The following is a 20464-nucleotide window of genomic DNA, read 5'->3' as shown; positions in this document are numbered from 1 at the left end:
CAATTCAGTAACGGATTAATTGGTTACGATGGCTGACTTCAGAGTGAATTTCACCAGGTCAAATATCAGTGCATAATCTTCATTAATGTCGACGCCGTCTGTATCTTTTGCCGATACAGATAAACTGACATTCTGAATTTTACTTCTGACGCCCGGTTTAAATACCCCGTCCGCACCGGTAACACCTTCCGCATTGTCTATCATCACCATTGCAGGCTGTGTTTTTTCTGTGACTTTGATGTTCACGCCACTAATCGGGTTATCATTTGCATCAACAATTTTTATCTCTAAATTATTGACCGATACCGTATCGGCAACAGCATGTTTATCCTGATTTAAATTCGTGATAACCATTTTTGCCGTGCTCTTATCCGCAACCAGTTTCACTGTTTTTGATGCAATGCCGAAATCTGCACCATTCACTTTCACTTTGATCTCCGCATTACCGGCTGTTTTTCCTTTCAGCGCAGCATTGTACGTACCCTGCGGGGATTCCGGTTCACCGGTGATAGTGGTATTGGCTAACGCAGTGCTGAACTCAACAGTCTGTCCGGTGATCAGGTTGTTGTTAACATCGCGCAGAACCAGTTTCAGTGCTGACGTTTCTGTATCATTGGCTGTAATCGTCTCCGGTGTTACCACCAGTTCTGATTTACCGCTGTCCGGATTGTTCTTATCTCCGGTCAGTGTGACATCTTTGGTCAGCCCCGCCAGTTCCGTTCCGTTAACCGTCACAGTGACCGTCGCCGTTCCGGCTTTTGTGCCTTTCAGGGTTCCGGTATAGACACCGTTCTGATCTCCCGGCGTCATGGTAATCACCGTATTTTCCAGCGCTGTTTTGAGCTCAACTGTCTGTCCGGAGATCAGGTTACCGTTGGCATCTTTCAGAGTCAGTTTCAGTACTGATTCATCCGTGTCATTTGCCACAATCGTATCCGGTTCCGCCGTCAGCTCTGACTTGCCGCTGTCAGGATGATCCTTATCTGCTGTCAGCGTAACCTCTGCCGCAGTGACTGCAAGTGCAGCACCGTTGACCTTCACACTGATCGTTGTCTTACCGGATGTCGTCCCTGTCAGGCTGGCGGTATACGTCCCGCCGGTATTTTCAGATGTACTGCCGGCCGTGGTATTTTCCAGCGTTGATTCGAAACTGACTACCTGGCCGGTGATCAGGTTACCGTTGATATCCCGCAGAACCAGTTTCAGTTCCGATTCAGCGGTACCATTAGCCACAATCGTATCAGGCAGTGCAGTCAGTACTGATTTAGTCGCATCCGGATTATTTTTATCACCAATCAGTGTCACATCAGCGGTAATACCCGTCAGTTCAGTACCGTTTACCTTCACTTTGATCGTTGCTGTACCGGCCGTTGTTCCTTTCAGCGTCGCGGTATAAACGCCATCCTGAGGTTCGTCATTGTCCGTTATTGCCGTATTTCCCAGCGCGGTAATGAACTCCACGGTCTGGCCCGGCAGCAGGTTGTTATTGACATCGCGCAGGGTCAGTTTCAGTACAGAGCCTTCCTTGCCATCAGCCACAATCTGGTCAGGTAATGCGGTCAGCTCAGATTTTGTGCTGTCCGGTTTAGTCTTATCACCAATCAGTGTCACATCGGTGGTAATACCTGCCAGTTCAGTCCCGTTTAAGCTGACTTTGATGGTTGCCGTACCGGCCGTTGTTCCTTTCAGCGTCGCGGTATAGGTGCCGCCCTGCGCTTCCGCGTTGTCCGTTATTGCGGTATTTCCCAGTGCCGTGCTGAACAATACGGTCTGGCCGGTGATCAGGTTACCGTTGGCGTCACGCAGGATAAGCTTCAGTGCTGATCCTTCCTGACCGTCAGCCACAATCGTATCCGGTGTTGCTGTCAGTTCAGATTTAGTGATATCAGGGTTAGTCTTATCACCAATCAGCGTCACATCTTTGGTCATACCCGCCAGTTCAGTACCATTTAAACTGACTTTAATGGTGGCTGTACCGGCCGTGGTGCCTTTCAGTGTCGCGGTATAAGTACCGCCCTGCGCTTCCGCATTGTCCGTTATTGCCGTATTTCCCAGTGCCGTACTGAACAATACAGTCTGGCCGGTGATCAGGTTACCGTTAACGTCACGCAGGATGAGTTTCAGTGCCGAACCATCTTTGCCGTCAGCCACAATCGTATCCGGTAATGCCGTCAGTTCTGATTTACTGATATCAGGATGGTTTTTATCACCGGTGAGTGTCACATTCACCGACGTTGCCGGCAGCTCCGTGCCATTGACGGTGACCTTCACCGCTACCGTACCTGCGGTGGTGCCTTTCAGGTCAGCAGTGTAAGTACCGCTGCTGTTCTCTGCTGCCGCGCTGACAGAAACATTCCCCGGGGTTGCAATGAATACCACATTCTGTCCGGTGATCAGGTTGTCGTTGGCGTCACGCAGGATCAGTTTCAGTACCGATTTGTCAGTGCCGTCCGCGACAATCGTGTCCGGTGTTGCTGTCAGTTCAGACTTACCGTTGTCCGGATTCGTGCTGTCTGCGGTCAGTGTGACTGTGGTTCCCGCCACGCTGAATGCATTACCGTTCAGTGTAACGGTGATATGCGCATCGCCGGCTTTGGTGCCTTTCAGTGCTGCGGTGTAGATACCCGCAGAATCTTCAGACGTACCACTGATAACCGTACCGCCCAGATCCGCGTTGAACAGAACCGTCTGTCCCGGAATCAGGTTACCGTTGACATCACGCAGTGTCAGTTTAAGTACTGATTCCTTTGCATTATCAGCCACGATGGTCGCTGGTGCGGCCTCCAGAAGTGACTTACCGCTGTCCGGTTTTGAACTGTCGGCTGTCAGTTCCACACTCACTGCATTTACCGCCAGTTCTGTGCCGTTGACAGAGACCTTAACCGGTGCCGTACCGGCAACAGTACCTTTCAGGGATGAGGTATAAATACCATCCTGATCCTCTGCCGTTCCGGAGATAGTCACACCGTTAAGTACGGTGGTAAATATCACCGTTTGTCCGGAGATCAGGTTATTGTTCGCATCCCGCAGGATCAGTTTGAGTGCCGATTGCTGTGAATTATTCGCCACAATCGTTGCAGGCGCGGCGCTCAGTTCTGATTTGCTGCCATCCGGATTCGTGCTGTCAGCGGTCAGTTTTACGGTAACCGGCGCAACAGCGAACGCTTTTCCGTTAAGTACAATCGTGATTTTGGCATTACCGGCTTTGGTTCCCGTCAGTGTTGCACTGTAAGTTCCGTCCGGATTTTCCGTTGTTGTACTCAGGTTGCTGTCAGTAAGGTCAGATTTAAACTTCACGTCCTGAGAAGGGATATTGTTTCCGAATTTATCTTTCAGGATAAATGTCAGTGCCGACTCAGTATGACCATCTGCCACAATGACCATCGGTTCAGCCGACAGCAAAGATTTACCGGCATCCGGATTGGTGGTATCGGCCGTAAACGTCACCACCGCACTCATATCACTGTTGTTCACTTTGGCAGTCACACTGACCTGTGTTGCCACAGTATTGGTCAGGCTGAATAAAATTTTACCGTTCTCATCCGTCATCAGTGACTGTGATGCAGGCTGTGCACTGTTATCTGTGGTGAAAAGGACAGCCACATACGGTACAACGTTACCGGAAAGATCCGTGACAGTAACCTCCACCGCGTTCTTTGCTTCACCGTTCGCCGGACGGTTATCCGCCGTAACCGTCATATCCGCAATTCTTGCTGTGGTGCTGTCAGCCGTAAATGTCACCGTTGCGGATGCCTGTTTATTGTTAACCTGCACGATAACCTTCGTTTTTCCGGCTTTGGTATTCGTCAGGTCAAAGAGGGTTTCACCGTTGCTGTCCGTCGTCAGCTGAGACTGCGACGGCTGTGCATTGTTATCCGTGATGAACTGTACGGTATAGCCCGGAATGCGGTTACCATAAGCATCCGTGACAGTCGCCTGTACCCGGTTTGCCGATGTACCGTCTGCTTTCTGACCATCAGTCACGATTTTCAGTTGTGAGTCAGTGATGGAGGCCGTAGATTCATCCGGTTTAAACAACAACTGTTTGGTGACACTGCTGTTATTGATGCTGAAGGTATAGTCATCAGAACCGGCTTTGGTGTTCGTGATATAAACACGCAGACGACCCTGGTTATCTGTCATTCCGCTTGCCGGCTGAGTCTGATAACGGGCGGTTCCCGGTACGCTGATAGTCACCGGTGCACCCGCCAGCGGGTTATTGCGGTTATCTGTCACGGTCACCAGTACGCTGTTCTTCGCCTGTCCGTTTGCCACCGCACCGTCATTTTCAGTGGTTACACTGTGAATTTCTGCGGTACTCATATCAGCGACAAACTGCGAGGTCACACTCTTCGACGTGCCCGTACCTTCAACCACCAGTTTTGAATCCCCGGCAGTCTCACTGCTGAAGCGGACAGTGACCTGGCCGTTATCATCAGTCTGCTGGTTCGGATCAGCGACTGTTGCACCGTTATCCGCTCTGGCGGTTAACGGGAAGTTTTCCACCTGGTTATCGAACTGGTCAGTCACCGTTGCCACGGCGATATTTTTTGCCTGGCCGTCAGCCACTGCTTTGTTATTGGTTAACTCAAGCGTTTTGATTTTTGCGGTACTGAGATCCGCAATATAAATGATCGATTCCGTACGGCTGTTACCGTTACGCATCTTCGCCTGCAACTGCGCTTTACCGGCAGATTTACTGATGATTTTAACGGTCGCCGTGCCGTCAGGCCCGGAGATCACGGTCAGGGTCCGGCCGTTGTTACCGTCCGCATCATAAATTGTCACGCCTTCCGGATTTTTCAGGCCGGAAACACTGAAAGTGACGGCTTTATTCGCCAGCACTTCGCCCTTGTCATTCTGTAACAGCGCCACCGCTGTAAACTGATCACGGTTATTCGCCACCAGTGACTGATTCGGTGTAACAGTCAGCTTAGTGATGGTTTCCACAGACGGGATCACATTCACCCACATTTCTGCGGTATTGGACGGGTTGCCCTCGTTATCTTCACCGACAGCGGTCACACGGTAGCCCTGAGGTTCTCCGCTGCGGTTAGCAAACATATAAGCAGGCAGAGTAATATCCGCCGTGGTCAGCCCGGTCTGTTTGATCTCACCGCCGTTTGCCAGCAGTTCAGGCGCTGACCAGCGCAGTGATTTCAGACCGTATTTGGCTTTCAGCACACTGACCGTCACCGGCAGTGTCTGTGCTGCTTCGCCGCGCAGTGCAGGCGGCAGTGCAATCCGCAGCAGTTCCTGCTTACGGTACTGCATCACAATGTTGTAGTTTCTGTCGACAAAGTCGTAACGGTTACCCGCCAGGTTGCGCATCAGGTCAACATTGTCGGTATCCAGCTGCTGTGATAACGGTACGCCGAAACGGTAGGAAAGCTCCATACCGACCTGGCTGTCATTGGAATCACCGCGGGATGTCTGACCTTTAAACGTGATCAGCGGGAACGGGGTGTAACTGAGCCCGATGGTGGAGACCGACGGGTTACTTTTCAGTTCACCGGAAGAGGTGGTACTGGCCAGGCTGATGCCATCGCCGAAGTACTGTTCATATTTTGCAAATGCACCTAACTGCGGATAATCAGGCAGATAGCCCTCTGCGCGGATATCAAACCCGTTCGCCGGGCGTTCGTCGTAATCGCGCATTTCATGCAGTTTTGACTGGTGCCAGTCTGTTACTCTGAAGTAGCCGTTGGCCGCAAACTTCAGGTAGTTGGCCCATAATTCACCACCGACACCGACCCGCGAGTTGCTGCCGGTGATATCGTAATCATAAAAGCTGTTCACACCCCACATCCAGCCGTCTTCATACTGACGATAGCCCAGACCGAGGTTGGTGGTGGTGCGTTCTTCATTGGCACGAAGCCCGACCTGTGAAAACAGCAGGCTGTTCGGATTATCAATTAACGGCACCAGGACATCCGCATCACCGGTTTTATTACTGCCGAACTGAATGCGGGCATGGCCCACCTGGTTCAGCCAGTCATTGACCTGCTGATTGAGCAGGTTTTCACCGATACCGCGTACGTAACCGATAGATGCGTCAACCGCATCATCACTGGAGAGGATCTGCCCCGCCTGTGAGGCGTTGCCCGCCCAGCGGGATTCATTCTGCTTCGCATCATCTTCCGGAGAGGTATCCGGCAGACCGAGAGTCGGTAATGCGCTGAAGACGTCATCTGTCCGCACGGTGTTATCGCGCGGAGCAGGATTTGCCGGGTCCGGCAGTGTGCTGACACTCATCGGGAACGGCATACCGTTCTGTCCGGAGATAAAACCACTGTCTGAACCGGCCGGCATTACGCCGTATTCACTGCCGGACGGCATTTCAACGGTAAATCCCTCACCGCTGAACGTACTGCCGGAAGCTGTTTTCCCGCCCTGCGGTTGCGGAGGCGGTTCCGGGGATGTATCCATCAGTGCATTAAGTCCGTCAAACGTTTCTGACATCACTAATGCGTCATTTTGCTCTGCCGCGTAGGCAACAGATAATGTTGCCGTCGACACCGGAAAAAATAACTGCAAAAAGAGCAACAGATATGCCGTTACCCTCTTTGTTTTTGAGTAATACGAAGTAACAGGCATGAATACATCCCCGAAATGAGATTAAAAATTCAGAAAAATTAAATATCAGAAAGTGCTTTTATTTTATCCTTCACACCAATGAAACCTGCGTACTGAACTTTAGTACATAAGGTGTCCAGTTTTTTATTCAGTGTCATGGATAACACTTCACGGGAGTCTTTATCCATAATCTCTTTATTGACATTTAAGAAGGTGTAGTTCTGATTAATACGTCCGTAGCTTGATGAGAAATCATTAAACTCAGTCTGATTGACACCCTTAAGGAAATTGAATCCGTCAACACACGCATTATTGGTGGATGCAATAACAATTCCCTGTGATGCTAATTGTTTGCTGCCCACATACGCCTGTGCCGCGTTATTACCGGTCACATTAGGAGTAGCAGAACGGGTTTGCTGTTTTACCGGCGGATTTTTAACTGCAGCCGTATTTTTCTTTACCGGTGATGTTGAGCAGGCAGAAATAACCAGTGAAAGACCGGCTACAACGAGTGCTTTTTTGTTAATCATCATTTTCATTCATTCCTATTTATAAAATTAACTCTTACAGAGAGAAATTACAGGTTTAATAAAAACACCTGACTGCCGATGATATGAAGTTAATGCAACATATTATTAACAGTATTCAGATGTCATCAGACAGAAAAAGGTTGGTGATATTAAATACACGAGTAAAGGGAGAGTCATAACAGTTGGATAGTCAGCATTACGGATTATCAGTGTCATCTGTATTTTCCTCTCCGGAAATAACAGACTGATAGTGAGTGCTGATAATGGAGAAAAGTTCGCTGATCTCGCGCTCCGTCATTCCCAGCGCCGCACAGTATCTGAGCATGACATCCGGACTGAGCACCGACAGCCCGCGTTCATAGCGGGATATCTGCTGCTGGCTGATATTCAGTTTTTCAGCTACTTCCGAGCCTGTTAATCCCTGACTTTTTCGCCTTCTTTTTAAAAAAAAACCAACTTCTTTCAATAGAGATATATTATTATCACACATAGCAAAACCTGATTTACCCGGGATATTTAACTCCTTTTAGGTTTATCCGGAATAATTAACGACAGTAATAAACATAAAAATCCTGTTATTACGCACTATATTCACCGGAGAATCAGACCGGAAAGGTAACGATCCCTGTTAATTACTGCATCCTTTATCGGAAAAGAAGCCAGCCACTGCTTTTATTTTCATCTGATATTATTTAGCCAAATACAAGTTAAGTGAGTTTAATCACCATTATTCAGCAGCAATAAGATCGCTGATAACAAAATAATACCGATAAATCATCACTATCAGATCGGGTAAAGAATAAGTGAATCCTGAGCAGTCATGCAAATAATCATTCTTCTTTCGTTACCTTAAGAACAATTGGTGAAATCTATCTGTGAGTAACCATAAATAGTAATAACGGGTGAAATAACCATGTAATTTCAGGTTATTATATAAAAACAAACAGGATGGGTAATGATGGCGCGGGAAAAAGGATATTTGAGATAACTCCCTGTATGATTAAACCTGTATCACTTTGTTACAGTTTTTATCCTCTTTTTGTTCATCTGATAATAATAAAAAGAATTTTATTATTATTTATTAAATATAACTCCAATAACTTGTATTTTATGACAGTTAAATAAAAACACCGGCCTGTCGGAAGAGGCCGGTGTAATACGGATGCAATATAGCATTAAGAAAAACGATTTTCGTCCCTGTATATTGCAGGGTTATCAGTTATCAGCATTCCCACGCCCCAGTCCGCAAAATGCGCAACCAGTTCCGGATAATTCGGTGTATAGCAAAAAACCTGATAACCGGCTTTTCTCAGCGATTTTGCCGTGTCTTCCCGAAGAAACAGCCAGTCGCAGTGTACGCTGAACGCGTCAATCTCCTGAAGCAGCGTCAGGGGCTGAGACGGGATCTTTTCCCAGAGCTGTCCGCGCCGGATGTGCGGCATCCGTTTGTGCATATACCGCAGTGTGCGGGTATCAAAGCCGGAAAACAAAATCCGCTCTGCGGGGAAATTATGCATTTCAAGAACGGCCGCTGTGGCTTCACACAACTGCGCAATCGCGTGGTCACTGTCTGTGAGCTCTGTTTTCAGCTCCAGATTCAGATGCAGCCCGGCTCCCTCCGCCAGCGCCAGCAGATCCGTCAGCAGCGGAATTTTTTCGCCCCGGTATGTTTCGCCTGCCCATAACCCGGCATCCAGTGCCCGCAGTTCGCGTAAGGTCAGATCCGTCACTTTTCCGCTGCCGTTGGTGGTGCGGTTAACGGTTTCGTCGTGGATCAGTACCGGTACGCCGTCGGCGCTGAGCTGAACATCGGTTTCAATCCACAGACAGCCGAACTCCGCAGCCTGCCGGAATGCCGCCATGGTATTTTCCGGTGCGCGGGCGGCAAAGCCGCGGTGTGCTGCAATAATCATAATCTGTTCCTTTATATACAGGCCGGTCAAAGAATCATACGGACATTATTTGTTCTGCAATACCCAGACCGCTGCTTCCACCCGCGATTTTACCTTCATCTTTTTCATCAGGTTTTTCACATGCACTTTTACCGTGCTTTCGGTGATGTCCAGTTTGCGGGCGATCATTTTATTCGGCTGCCCCTGAGCGATCAATTTCAGTATATCGCGCTCACGCGGAGTCAGTGCATTGATATCCGGTTCATCATCACTGCGCACTTCACGCAGCGCGCCTGCCAGTACTTCGGTCAGTGCCGGGGAGACCACCATTTTACCCGCAGCCGCCTGGCGCAGTGCCACCAGCAGCTCTTCCGGCTCCATATCTTTGAGCAGATAGCCGTCCGCCCCCCGGCGCAGTGCCGTAATCAGGTCTTCCCGGTAGTTGGACACACTGAATACCACCACCCGGCCGGACAGCGGTTTGCGCCGCAAAATATCCAGGGTTTCAAAACCGTTCATTTCCGGCATATTCAGATCCAGTAAAATCAGATCCGGGTCGAGTGATTCCGCCAGCGCAATGCCGTCACGGCCATTCCCCGCTTCACCGGCCACCATCAGTGACGGCTCCATGCTGATTAACTGCCTGACACCGTTACGCAGCATCGGATGATCATCTATCAGCAGGATCGTGGAGGGAGAGGCCGGATCAGCGGCTTCATCCGGATCACTGAGTATAATCTCTCCGGCAGAAAGTATTCTGTTCGTCATTGTTTACCTTGCTCCTGAATCGTCTTCATTTATTCTTATAGTTGTATTCGCGGGAAAGCTTATCAGCACCTGAGTGCCGCCCTGTTCCCGCGAGGTTATCCGGCAGGTTCCGTGCAATGTTGCTGCCCGTTCCCGCATAATAGATAACCCGTAATGGTTATTTTTTTCCGGATGCTCGGGGATGCCTTCCCCGTTATCTTCCACACGGATATAAATCATCTGATCTTCTGACCGGCATACCACCCGCGCCTCCGATGCATTGGCGTGCTGGAGAATATTACTCAGTGCCTCGCGGACAATCTGCACCACATGAATAGTCTGATGCGCGGAGACCTGCCGCCCGGAGAGCTGAAAATCAAAGCCGATACGGTAACCCAGCCGCTGCTCAAACTCATCCAGCGTACTCTGTAACGCAGCGAACAGCCCGGGCTCGGTCAGTTTCAGGCGGAAAGTGGTCAGCAGCTCACGCAGCTGATGATAAGCACCGTTTACTTCCCGGCGCATTTCTGTCAGCAGTGTCTGACAATTTTCCGGGATCTTCGCGGAATGCATCTGTAAATAGCTTATCTGAATTTTCAGGCAGGATAATGACTGTGCGATAGAATCGTGAAGTTCGCGGGCAATCACTGACCGCTCATCCATCAGAATCAGCTGTTGCTGCTGCTCATGCTGATAAGCCAGCGCAAAGGCCGAGATAATTTGTTTGCTCAGCATCTGCATCATATTCTGCTGTTCGCTGTTGAGCTGCTTACCGGCCGGCAGCAGAAGCTTCAATACCCCGTAACGGTTAATCGGCCCGCTCAGGTTCCAGCTCAGCTGCTCCTGCGCCTGTGACGGCCCCCGGCCGCAGTTCCCGATTTCAGTGAAACGGGAGGCGTTATTATCCTCAAAAATCCGCAGACACAACGCGCCTTCCGGTACAATCTGATGCAGATCCCGCAGAATATCTGTCAGCTGTGTGGTCAGGTCTTTGGTGTTATTCAGCCGCTGCCCGCTCTTATATAAGAAAGCCAGCATCTGGTTTTTTTCCTGCAAATCCTGCGTTTTCGCCGCCACCCGTGATTCCAGCTCCCCGTAGAGCGCAGACAGTTCCTCTGCCGTACGGTTAAGGGTATTGCCGATCATGGTGATTTCGTCGCGGTGGTTGTAATCCGCGAAGCGCGGCTGAAAGTTCCCCTGTCCCATGGCGTCAGCCTGTGCCAGCAGGCGCTGCCACGGATGGAGTATCCGGCGGCGGAAATGGCGCGCCGACAACAGCAGCAGCAAAATCATCAGTGCGATAAAAACCAGCTGAATAGCCGCCACCAGCCGGATAGTGGATTCGGTCTGGTGGTCAATGGCAGATACCAGGCTGTCAATCTGACCGACAAACGCAGCCACCGGGGCGCGGGCCTCTTCCGGCTGTTTTGCCGCTTCCAGTGCCGGGCGCAGCTTTTGCCGCCAGGTCTGCTCAATAGCCAGAAACTGCTGTTGTATTTTTGCCGGACTCACCGCTTTCATCCCGGAAAGCAGCGTTAAATCCGATTCAAAATCATTGAGATATTGCTGTGAATGCCCGGCCAGCGGGATTTCAGATAAGAAACGGTAGCTCTGCATCCGCAATGTGCCGGATTTATTAATCGCATGTGCATTGCCCTGCACACTTTCGGTGATCTGATTGGTCAGCCCCATACCGATCACCGCAAAAACGGTAAGCAGCACCATGAAACCGGTGATTTGAGTGAGAATAGATGTGTGTTTCAGCATTCACTGATGCTCCTCTGAACGGACCGGTTATTCTCTCCGATTTATCTGAAAAAACACTTACCACTAAAGTAGTACCCCTTAAAACCTTGAGGGATTAGCCTTTATAAACCACACTAATAATACTGATACTAACCTTTTGATTTTACTTATTTTCATCAGATTAACAACCGTACCTCTAAAGTAGAATGACGGTTTTACGCTTAAAAATCAATCGGTTCACCCTTTGATTAAGATCAGTATCAGTACCTTATAACCCACGTAAAACGCCTTTAATTTCAGCATAATTTTGAGGTGTATTATGGCTCAGATATCCAAAGGCAAGTCAGCCGCGGGCGTCATTACCGACTGGCGCCCGGAAGAGGAAAAATTCTGGGCAGAGAGCGGGCACCGGGTTGCATCACGCAATCTGTGGATCTCCGTTCCCTGTCTGTTACTGGCATTCTGCGTATGGATGCTGTTCAGCGCCGTTGCGGTCAATCTCCCGAAAGTCGGTTTTAACTTTACCACCGATCAGCTGTTTATGCTGACTGCCCTGCCTTCCGTTTCCGGGGCTCTCCTGCGGGTTCCTTACTCTTTCGTGATCCCGATTTTCGGCGGCCGCCGCTGGACCGCGTTCAGTACGCTGATCCTGATTGTGCCGTGTGTGTGGCTCGGGTTTGCAGTACAGAATCCGTCAACACCGTATGCGGTGTTTGTGATTATCGCCCTGCTGTGCGGCTTTGCCGGGGCAAACTTTGCCTCCAGCATGGGTAATATCAGCTTCTTTTTCCCGAAAGCAAAACAGGGCGGCGCCCTGGGTATCAACGGCGGTCTGGGTAATCTCGGCGTCAGTGTGATGCAGCTGGTCGCCCCGTTTATTGTGACGTTTGGTGTATTCAGCTTTATGGGCGGCTCCGGCGTGACCCAGCCTGACGGCTCTGAGTTATGGTTACAGAATGCCGCGTGGATCTGGGTACCGTTCCTGCTGCTGTTTACTGTTGCGGCATGGCTGGGAATGAATGACCTCTCCGCCAACAAAGCATCCCTGAAAGAGCAGTTACCGGTTCTGAAACGCAAACATTTGTGGATTCTGAGTTTCCTCTATCTCTCCACGTTCGGATCGTTTATCGGGTTTTCCGCCGGGTTTGCCATGCTGTCAAAAACCCAGTTCCCGGATATCGTTATCCTGAAGTTCGCCTTCTTCGGCCCGTTACTGGGTGCGCTGGCACGTCCGCTGGGCGGCTTCCTTTCCGATAAATTCGGCGGTATCCGCGTGACCTTTATTAACTTTGTGGTCATGGCGGTTTTCGCCTTCCTGCTGTTCTTCACACTGCCGGGTAAAAATGATGCCGGTTCATTTGCCGCCTTCTTCGGCGTGTTTATGGTGCTGTTTTTCACTGCCGGTCTCGGCAGCGGCTCCACGTTCCAGATGATTGCGGTGGTCTTCCGCAAAATCACCACTGAGCGCGTACTGGCAGAGGGCGGAACCGAAAAAGAGGCTCAGCATGAAGCCATCACCGAAAGTGCGGCTGCACTTGGTTTTATCTCTGCCATCGGTGCTATCGGCGGGTTCTTTATCCCGAATGCCTTTGGTATTTCACTGACACTGACTGGCTCGCCTGCCGGTGCAATGAAAGTGTTTGTTGTCTTTTATGTGGTCTGCATTCTGACCACATGGCTGGTATACGGCCGTAAAAAATAATTAATTCAATTCTGATAATCAGAGCAATGTGAGCGCCCGGCGCTTATCGGGGGATTACCGAATGAGCAAGTTTTTAGACAGATTCCGTTATTTTAAGCAGCGCGGGGAAACCTTCTCCGGCGACCACGGACAAGAGCTGAACGTCAACCGCGACTGGGAAGATGGTTACCGCAGCCGCTGGCAGCATGACAAAGTTGTCCGTTCCACCCACGGCGTGAACTGTACCGGTTCATGCAGCTGGAAAATCTACGTGAAAAACGGGCTGGTGACCTGGGAGACGCAGCAGACTGACTACCCGCGTACCCGTCCTGACCTGCCTGACCATGAGCCGCGCGGCTGTCCGCGCGGTGCCAGCTATTCCTGGTATCTGTACAGCGCAAACCGCGTGAAGTATCCGATGGTTCGCAAACGCCTGATCACGCTGTGGCGTGAAGCAAAAGCACAGCACGCAGACCCGGTGGATGCGTGGGCTTCCATTATTAATGATGAAGCAAAAGCCAAAAGCTACAAACAGGCCCGCGGCCGCGGCGGATTTGTCCGCTCCGACTGGCAGGAAGTGAATGAAATGATTGCGGCAGCCAATATTGTGACTGCCAAACAATTCGGCCCTGACCGTATTATCGGCTTTTCACCGATCCCGGCGATGTCGATGGTTTCCTATGCCTCCGGCGCCCGTTATTTATCCCTGATCGGCGGCGCCTGTCTGAGTTTCTATGACTGGTACTGCGACTTACCGCCGGCCTCCCCGCAGACCTGGGGTGAGCAGACCGACGTACCGGAATCCGCTGACTGGTATAACTCCTCTTATCTGATAGCCTGGGGTTCCAACGTCCCGCAGACCCGTACCCCGGATGCGCACTTCTTCACCGAAGTACGCTATAAAGGAACCAAAACTGTCGCGATCACCCCCGATTATGCTGAAATCGCCAAACTGTGTGACCAGTGGCTGAACCCGAAACAGGGAACAGACAGTGCCGTTGCGCTGGCTATGGGACATGTGATCCTCAATGAGTTCCATGCGAAGCGTCAGGCGGAATACTTCACTAATTATGTCCGTACTTACAGTGATATGCCGATGCTGGTGATGCTGGAGCCGCGTGCGGAAGGCGGTTATGTGCCGGGCCGTATGCTGCGGGCATCCGATCTGGTGGATTCACTTGGTGAGAAAGAGAATGCCGAGTGGAAAACTATCGCCATTGATGAAAACAGCCGGCAGTTAGTGGCACCTCAGGGCTCTATCGGGTTCCGCTGGGACAAATCCCGCAAATGGAACCTGGAGCCGCGTGACGGCAAAAACGGTGATGAGATCACCATGCAGCTGAGCCTGCTGGATAAGCACGATGACGTTGCTGATGTCGCTTTCCCGTATTTCGGCGGCATTGAAAATGAATTTTTTGAAGGTGTGGCACTGGATGAAGTGCTGATGCACAAACTGCCGGTGAAAGTGGTGCGTCTGGCAGACGGCAGTGACGTCCGTGTGGCGAGTGTCTTCGATTTAACCCTCGCCAACTACGGTATCGATCGCGGTCTGAATGATGTGAACTGCGCAGCGGATTACAGCGAAATCAAGGCCTATACCCCGGCCTGGGCAGAGAAAGTGACCGGCGTCAGTCAGCATCACATCTCCCGCATTGCCCGTGAGTTTGCCGATAACGCCGAGAAAACCCACGGCCGTTCAATGGTGATTGTCGGTGCCGGTATCAACCACTGGTATCACATGGATATGACCTACCGCGGCATTATCAATATGCTGGTATTCTGCGGCTGTGTCGGTCAGAGCGGCGGCGGCTGGTCACACTATGTGGGCCAGGAAAAACTGCGTCCGCAGACCGGCTGGTTACCGCTGGCGTTCGGGCTGGACTGGTCACGTCCGCCGCGCCATATGAATAGTACCTCGTTCTTCTATAACCACTCCAGCCAGTGGCGTTATGAAACTGTTCAGCCGCAGGAGCTTCTCTCCCCGCTGGCGGACAAATCCCGCTTCAGCGGCAGCCTGCTGGACTTCAATATCCGTGCCGAACGCATGGGCTGGCTGCCGTCCGCACCGCAGCTGAACGTGAACCCGCTGACTATCGCGGCAAAAGCGAAAGAAGCCGGTCAGGATCCGCAGGCCTATACCGCAGAAGCCCTGAAAAGCGGTGCTATCCGCTTTGCGGCAGAACAGCCGGACAATCCGCAGAACTTCCCGCGCAACCTGTTTATCTGGCGCTCCAACCTGCTCGGCTCTGCCGGTAAAGGCCATGAGTATCTGCTGAAATACCTGCTCGGTACTGAAAACGGTCTGCTGGGTAAAGATCTCGGCGAACAGGGCAGTGTAAAACCGGAAGAAGCGGAATGGGTGGATAATGCCCCGGAAGGAAAAGTGGATCTGGTGGTGACACTCGATTTCCGTATGTCCAGTACCTGTCTGTTCTCCGATATCGTGCTGCCGACCGCCACCTGGTATGAAAAAGATGATATGAACACCTCGGATATGCATCCGTTCATTCATCCGCTGACCGCTGCGGTCGATCCGGCCTGGGAATCCAAAACCGACTGGGAAATCTACAAAGGGATCGCAAAATCCTTCTCTGAACTCTGTCCGGGCCACCTGGGCAAAGAGACGGATGTTGTCACCCTGCCAATCCAGCATGACTCCGCAGCCGAAATGGCGCAGCCGTTTGATGTGAAAGACTGGAAAAAAGGCGAATGTGATCTGATTCCGGGCAAAACTGCACCGCACCTGATGGTGGTGGAACGCGATTATCCGAACACCTATGCCCGCTTTACCTCTCTGGGGCCGCTGCTGGATAAACTCGGCAACGGCGGGAAAGGTATCAGCTGGAATACTCAGGAAGAAGTCGATTTCCTGAAAAAACTCAACCGCACCCGTACTGAAGGCGCTGCCGAAGGTCGTCCGGCGATTGAAACCGCGATTGATGCGGCAGAAGTCGTGCTTTCGCTGGCACCGGAAACCAACGGCCATGTGGCGGTGAAAGCGTGGGATGCGCTCGGTAAAGTGACCGGCCGTGACCATACCCATCTTGCCATCCATAAAGAAGATGAAAAAATCCGCTTCCGCGATATCGTGGCGCAGCCGCGCAAAATTATCTCCAGCCCGACCTGGTCCGGCCTCGAAGATGAGCACGTCTCTTATAACGCGGGTTACACCAACGTTCACGAGATGATCCCGTGGCGCACCCTGAGCGGCCGCCAGCAGTTGTATCAGGATCATGAATGGATGCGCGCATTCGGTGAGGCACTGGTGGTGTATCGTCCGCCGGTCGATACCCGTGCGGCGCAACCGCTGCTGGGCGCGAAACCGAATGGCTATCCGGAGAAAGCCCTGAACTTCCTGACCCCGCACCAGAAATGGGGTATTCACTCCACCTACAGTGATAACCAGCTGATGCTGACCCTCGGCCGTGGTGGTCCGGTGGTGTGGCTGAGTGAGGAAGATGCCCGTTCGCTGGGTATTGAGGATAACGACTGGATCGAAGCCTTCAACAGCAACGGCGCACTGACCGCCCGAGCGATTGTCAGCCAGCGTATCCCGGACGGCATGATCTTTATGTATCACGCCCAGGAACGTCAGATAAACCTGCCGGGCTCAGAAGTGACCGGCATGCGCGGCGGTATTCATAACTCCGTCACCCGTGTCTGCCCTAAACCGACCCATATGATCGGCGGCTACAGCCACCTGGCGTACAGCTTCAACTATTACGGCACTGTCGGCTCCAACCGTGACGAATTTGTGGTGGTCCGCAAAATGAAAAATGTGGACTGGCTCGACGGTGAGCAGGATGGTTATCAACAGACCCTGAGCGGGCAGGAGAAAGCATAATGAAGATACGTTCCCAAGTCGGCATGGTATTGAACCTGGATAAATGTATCGGTTGCCATACCTGCTCTGTCACCTGTAAAAACGTCTGGACCAGCCGCGAAGGTGTGGAATACGCGTGGTTCAATAACGTCGAAACCAAACCCGGACTGGGCTACCCGCATAACTGGGAAGACCAGGAGAAATGGAAAGGCGGCTGGATCAAAAATATCCGCGGCAAACTGGTTCCCCGTATGGGTAACAAAATCGGCCTGCTGTCAAAAATCTTCGCCAACCCTGACCAGCCGGAACTGGATGATTACTACGAGCCGTTCACTTACGACTATGATCATCTGAAAAACGCCCCGGAAGGCAATCTGCCGACCGCCCGTCCGCGCTCACTGATCACCGGTCAGCGCATGACAAAAATTGAGAACGGCCCGAACTGGGAAGATGACCTCGGCGGTGAATTCAGCCGCCGCAGCGCGGACAAAAACTTCGCCGATATGCAGAAGGAGATGTACGGCCAGTTTGAGCAGACCTTTATGATGTATCTGCCGCGTCTGTGCGAACACTGTCTGAACCCGGCCTGCGTCGCAACCTGTCCGAGCGGTGCAATCTACAAACGTGCGGAAGACGGTATCGTACTTATCGATCAGGACAAATGCCGCGGCTGGCGTATGTGCCTGACCGGCTGCCCGTACAAAAAAATCTACTTCAACTGGAAAAGCGGCAAATCCGAGAAATGTATTTTCTGCTATCCGCGTATCGAAGCCGGTCAGCCGACCGTGTGCTCGGAAACCTGCGTGGGCCGTATCCGCTACCTCGGTGTGCTGCTCTATGATGCGGATCGCATTGAAGAAGCGGCAAGTGCGGATAACGAAAAAGATCTGTATGAGCGTCAGCTCGGGATCTTCCTCGACCCGAACGACCCGGAAGTGATCCGCCAGGCGCAGAAAGACGGCATTCCGCTGAGTGTGATTGACGCGGCACAGAAATCGCCGGTCTACAAAATGGCGATGGAGTGGAAACTCGCCCTGCCTCTGCACCCGGAATACCGTACTCTGCCGATGGTCTGGTATGTGCCGCCTCTGTCACCGATTCAGTCTGTCAGCGATGCGGGTATGCTGCCGCACAGCGGCGTACTGCCGGATGTGGAAAGTCTGCGCATCCCGGTTCAGTACCTCGCCAACCTGCTGACTGCCGGAGACACCGCACCGGTACTGCGCGCCCTGAAACGGATGCTGGCCATGCGTCACTACAAACGTGCGGAAACCGTGGATAAAACCCGGGATATCAGTGCACTGGAAGAGGTGGGTCTGACAGAAGCTCAGGCACAGGAAATGTACCGCTATCTGGCTATCGCGAATTATGAGGATCGCTTTGTGATCCCGTCTTCACACCGCGAGCTGGCCCGCGAGGCATTCCCTGAGCGCAACGGCTGCGGATTCAGCTTCGGTGACGGCTGCCACGGCAGCGATACCAAATTTAACCTGTTTAACAGCCGCCGCATCGATGCCATTGATATCACGCAGAAAACACCGGCAGATGCGCCAATCTCAGAGAGGCATTCATCATGATTAGTTTAAAAATCATCGGCTGCCTGCTGGATTACCCGAATGAGGAGCTGTGGGCACACCGCGACGAACTGATTGCGGAAATTGAACAGGCGCACGAACTGCGCCTGACTCAGGCTGCCGCACTGATGTACTTCGTCGCTGAACTGACCTCAGAGCCGCTGCTCGACAGTCAGGCGCGCTACAGTGAATTGTTTGATCGCGGCAGAGCCACCTCTCTGCTGCTGTTTGAACACGTTTACGGTGAATCGCGGGATCGCGGCCAGGCAATGGTATCCCTGCTGGAGCAGTATGAGCAGGCCGGGATCACCCTCAACAGCCGCGAACTGCCGGATTATCTGCCGGTTTACCTGGAATATCTCTCTGTTATGCCGCCTGAACAGGCCTGTCAGGGACTGAAAGATATCGCACCGATCCTCGCCCTGCTCGGTGAGCGCCTGCGCCAGCGCGAAAGTCATTACCATGAATTGTTCAGCCTGCTGCTGGCAATGGCGGACAGTGACCTGACACTCAGCGCACTGACCCGTCAGGTGAACGGTGAAGCTCGTGATGATACCCCGGCTGCACTGGATGCGGTCTGGGAAGAAGAACAGGTGACATTCCTGGCCGATAAAGGCTGTGATAATTCTGTTCTGACACAACATGAGCGTCGTTTTTCACAGAGTGTTGCCCCGAATTACATTCAGGTGGGTGACGCGCCGGTTTCCCCTGCGGCGAAAGGAGTAACTCCATGAATTTCCTGAATACGTTTTTCTTTGATATCTACCCGTATATCGCAGGCGCGGTGTTTATCATCGGCAGCTGGCTGCGTTACGACTACGGACAATACACCTGGCGTGCCGGTTCCAGTCAGATGCTGGATAAAAAAGGGATGCGTCTGGCTTCCAACCTGTTCCATATCGGGATCATCGGCATTTTCTTCGGGCATTTTGTCGGGATGCTGACCCCGCACTGGATGTATGAACCGTTTATCACCGTGGCGCAGAAACAGATGCTGGCGATGGTGGCGGGCGGTGCCTGCGGGGTGATGACGCTGATCGGCGGCGGTATGCTGCTCAAACGCCGTCTGACCAACCCGCGTGTCCGTGCAACATCTTCAGCAGGCGATATCCTGATCATCACCCTGCTGGTGATCCAGGTCATTCTGGGCCTGGGTACTATTCCGTTCTCCGCACAGCACACTGACGGCAGTGAAATGATGAAGCTGGTCGGCTGGGCACAGTCTGTCGTGACATTTCAGGGTGGCGCATCAGAGCATCTGGAAGGCGTAGCCTTTATCTTCCGTATGCACCTGGTGCTGGGTATGACGCTGTTCCTGATCTTCCCGTTCTGCCGTCTGGTGCATATCTGGAGTGCGCCGGTCGAATATATTACGCGCCGCTACCAGTTAGTGCGCAACCGTCATTAATTAACAACAACAGTCTCATCCTTTAAATGCACAGTTTTGGGTGGCTCCGGCCACCCTTTTTTTTACTATCGCGTGATATCTTCAACAAAAGTTGAAGCAGTTTACCGGCACAGAGGCAAAATCCCTGCTTTCGCAGCCGTCGTAACGCCCCGCTAACATTTTCAATATCAACGCTTCTCAAAAAATGTCTGCAAAATCAATTCAGTAAACCACCACCAGCAGAAACACGCTGTTTTATCCCGGTTGTGATGTTCACATCTGCTATTTTTCACTGCTTTTTTGTTATTAAAATGATTTTGTAATCATTAAAAAATAGTTGAATTTAATGTTGACCCACATCACAAAACTGGTATCATACCTCCATCGAAGCAAAACAGCTTACTAACCTAATTCACAAGCAGGAGTTCATTATGAAAAGTATCAAAACTTTCTTCTCTAATCTGAGCCGTGCTGCTGCTATCATTGCAAAATACAGCAAAGCATTCTG

The 20464-nt window shown here is 51.7% G+C and carries 11 protein-coding genes; 5 read left to right on the top strand and 6 right to left on the bottom strand.

The window, feature by feature from the left end:
• Positions 1-15: 15 nt before the first annotated feature.
• The 6 genes from AAZR23_RS20555 to narX form a co-directional block, all read right to left on the bottom strand.
• Positions 16-6519: an Ig-like domain-containing protein gene (locus AAZR23_RS20555; protein ID WP_434694490.1), complete on the bottom strand. Its 6504-nt coding sequence runs from the start codon at positions 6517-6519 to the stop codon at positions 16-18.
• A gap of 116 nt (positions 6520-6635) precedes the next feature.
• A complete protein-coding gene (locus AAZR23_RS20550; protein ID WP_243846909.1) occupies positions 6636-7109 on the bottom strand; it encodes a hypothetical protein in 474 nt (157 codons plus the stop codon).
• 193 nt (positions 7110-7302) lie between these two features.
• Positions 7303-7596, bottom strand: coding sequence for a helix-turn-helix domain-containing protein (locus AAZR23_RS20545; protein ID WP_046895252.1), 294 nt, complete (start codon positions 7594-7596; stop codon positions 7303-7305).
• A gap of 685 nt (positions 7597-8281) precedes the next feature.
• A complete protein-coding gene (locus AAZR23_RS20540; protein WP_434694489.1) occupies positions 8282-9019 on the bottom strand; it encodes a glycerophosphodiester phosphodiesterase family protein in 738 nt (245 codons plus the stop codon).
• Between the two features lie 45 nt (positions 9020-9064).
• Positions 9065-9766 (bottom strand): two-component system response regulator NarL, encoded by a 702-nt coding sequence (gene narL / locus AAZR23_RS20535; RefSeq protein WP_072125167.1) that lies wholly within the window; start codon positions 9764-9766, stop codon positions 9065-9067.
• A gap of 3 nt (positions 9767-9769) precedes the next feature.
• The gene (gene narX / locus AAZR23_RS20530) at positions 9770-11512 is read right to left on the bottom strand and encodes a nitrate/nitrite two-component system sensor histidine kinase NarX (RefSeq protein WP_434694488.1); all 1743 of its coding nucleotides are present in this window, start codon (positions 11510-11512) and stop codon (positions 9770-9772) included.
• A 298-nt stretch (positions 11513-11810) separates the two neighbouring features.
• Between narX and AAZR23_RS20525 the strand changes: the two genes are divergently transcribed.
• The 5 genes from AAZR23_RS20525 to narI all read left to right on the top strand — a co-directional run bounded on the left by AAZR23_RS20525 (position 11811) and on the right by narI (position 19977).
• On the top strand, positions 11811-13193 hold the full coding sequence (locus tag AAZR23_RS20525) for a NarK family nitrate/nitrite MFS transporter (protein ID WP_166708690.1): 1383 nt from the start codon (positions 11811-11813) through the stop codon (positions 13191-13193).
• 61 nt (positions 13194-13254) lie between these two features.
• Complete coding sequence (locus tag AAZR23_RS20520; RefSeq protein WP_107680618.1) at positions 13255-17016, top strand: nitrate reductase subunit alpha; 3762 nt, start codon at positions 13255-13257, stop codon at positions 17014-17016.
• Positions 17016-18572 (top strand): nitrate reductase subunit beta, encoded by a 1557-nt coding sequence (gene narH, locus AAZR23_RS20515; RefSeq protein ID WP_004241167.1) that lies wholly within the window; start codon positions 17016-17018, stop codon positions 18570-18572. The genes AAZR23_RS20520 and narH overlap by 1 nt, the downstream gene beginning before the upstream one ends.
• Complete coding sequence (gene narJ / locus AAZR23_RS20510) at positions 18569-19303, top strand: nitrate reductase molybdenum cofactor assembly chaperone (RefSeq protein WP_046895247.1); 735 nt, start codon at positions 18569-18571, stop codon at positions 19301-19303. The genes narH and narJ overlap by 4 nt, the downstream gene beginning before the upstream one ends.
• A complete protein-coding gene (narI, locus tag AAZR23_RS20505) occupies positions 19300-19977 on the top strand; it encodes a respiratory nitrate reductase subunit gamma (RefSeq protein ID WP_046895246.1) in 678 nt (225 codons plus the stop codon). Before narJ ends, narI begins: the two co-directional genes overlap by 4 nt.
• Positions 19978-20464: the final 487 nt, after the last annotated feature.

The organism is Morganella sp. Je.2.23 (assembly GCF_051129855.1).
Classification (GTDB): domain Bacteria; phylum Pseudomonadota; class Gammaproteobacteria; order Enterobacterales; family Enterobacteriaceae; genus Morganella; species Morganella sibonii.
The sequence above is the reverse complement of the archived record's forward strand: the minus strand, read 5'-3'. Positions and strand labels throughout refer to the sequence as shown.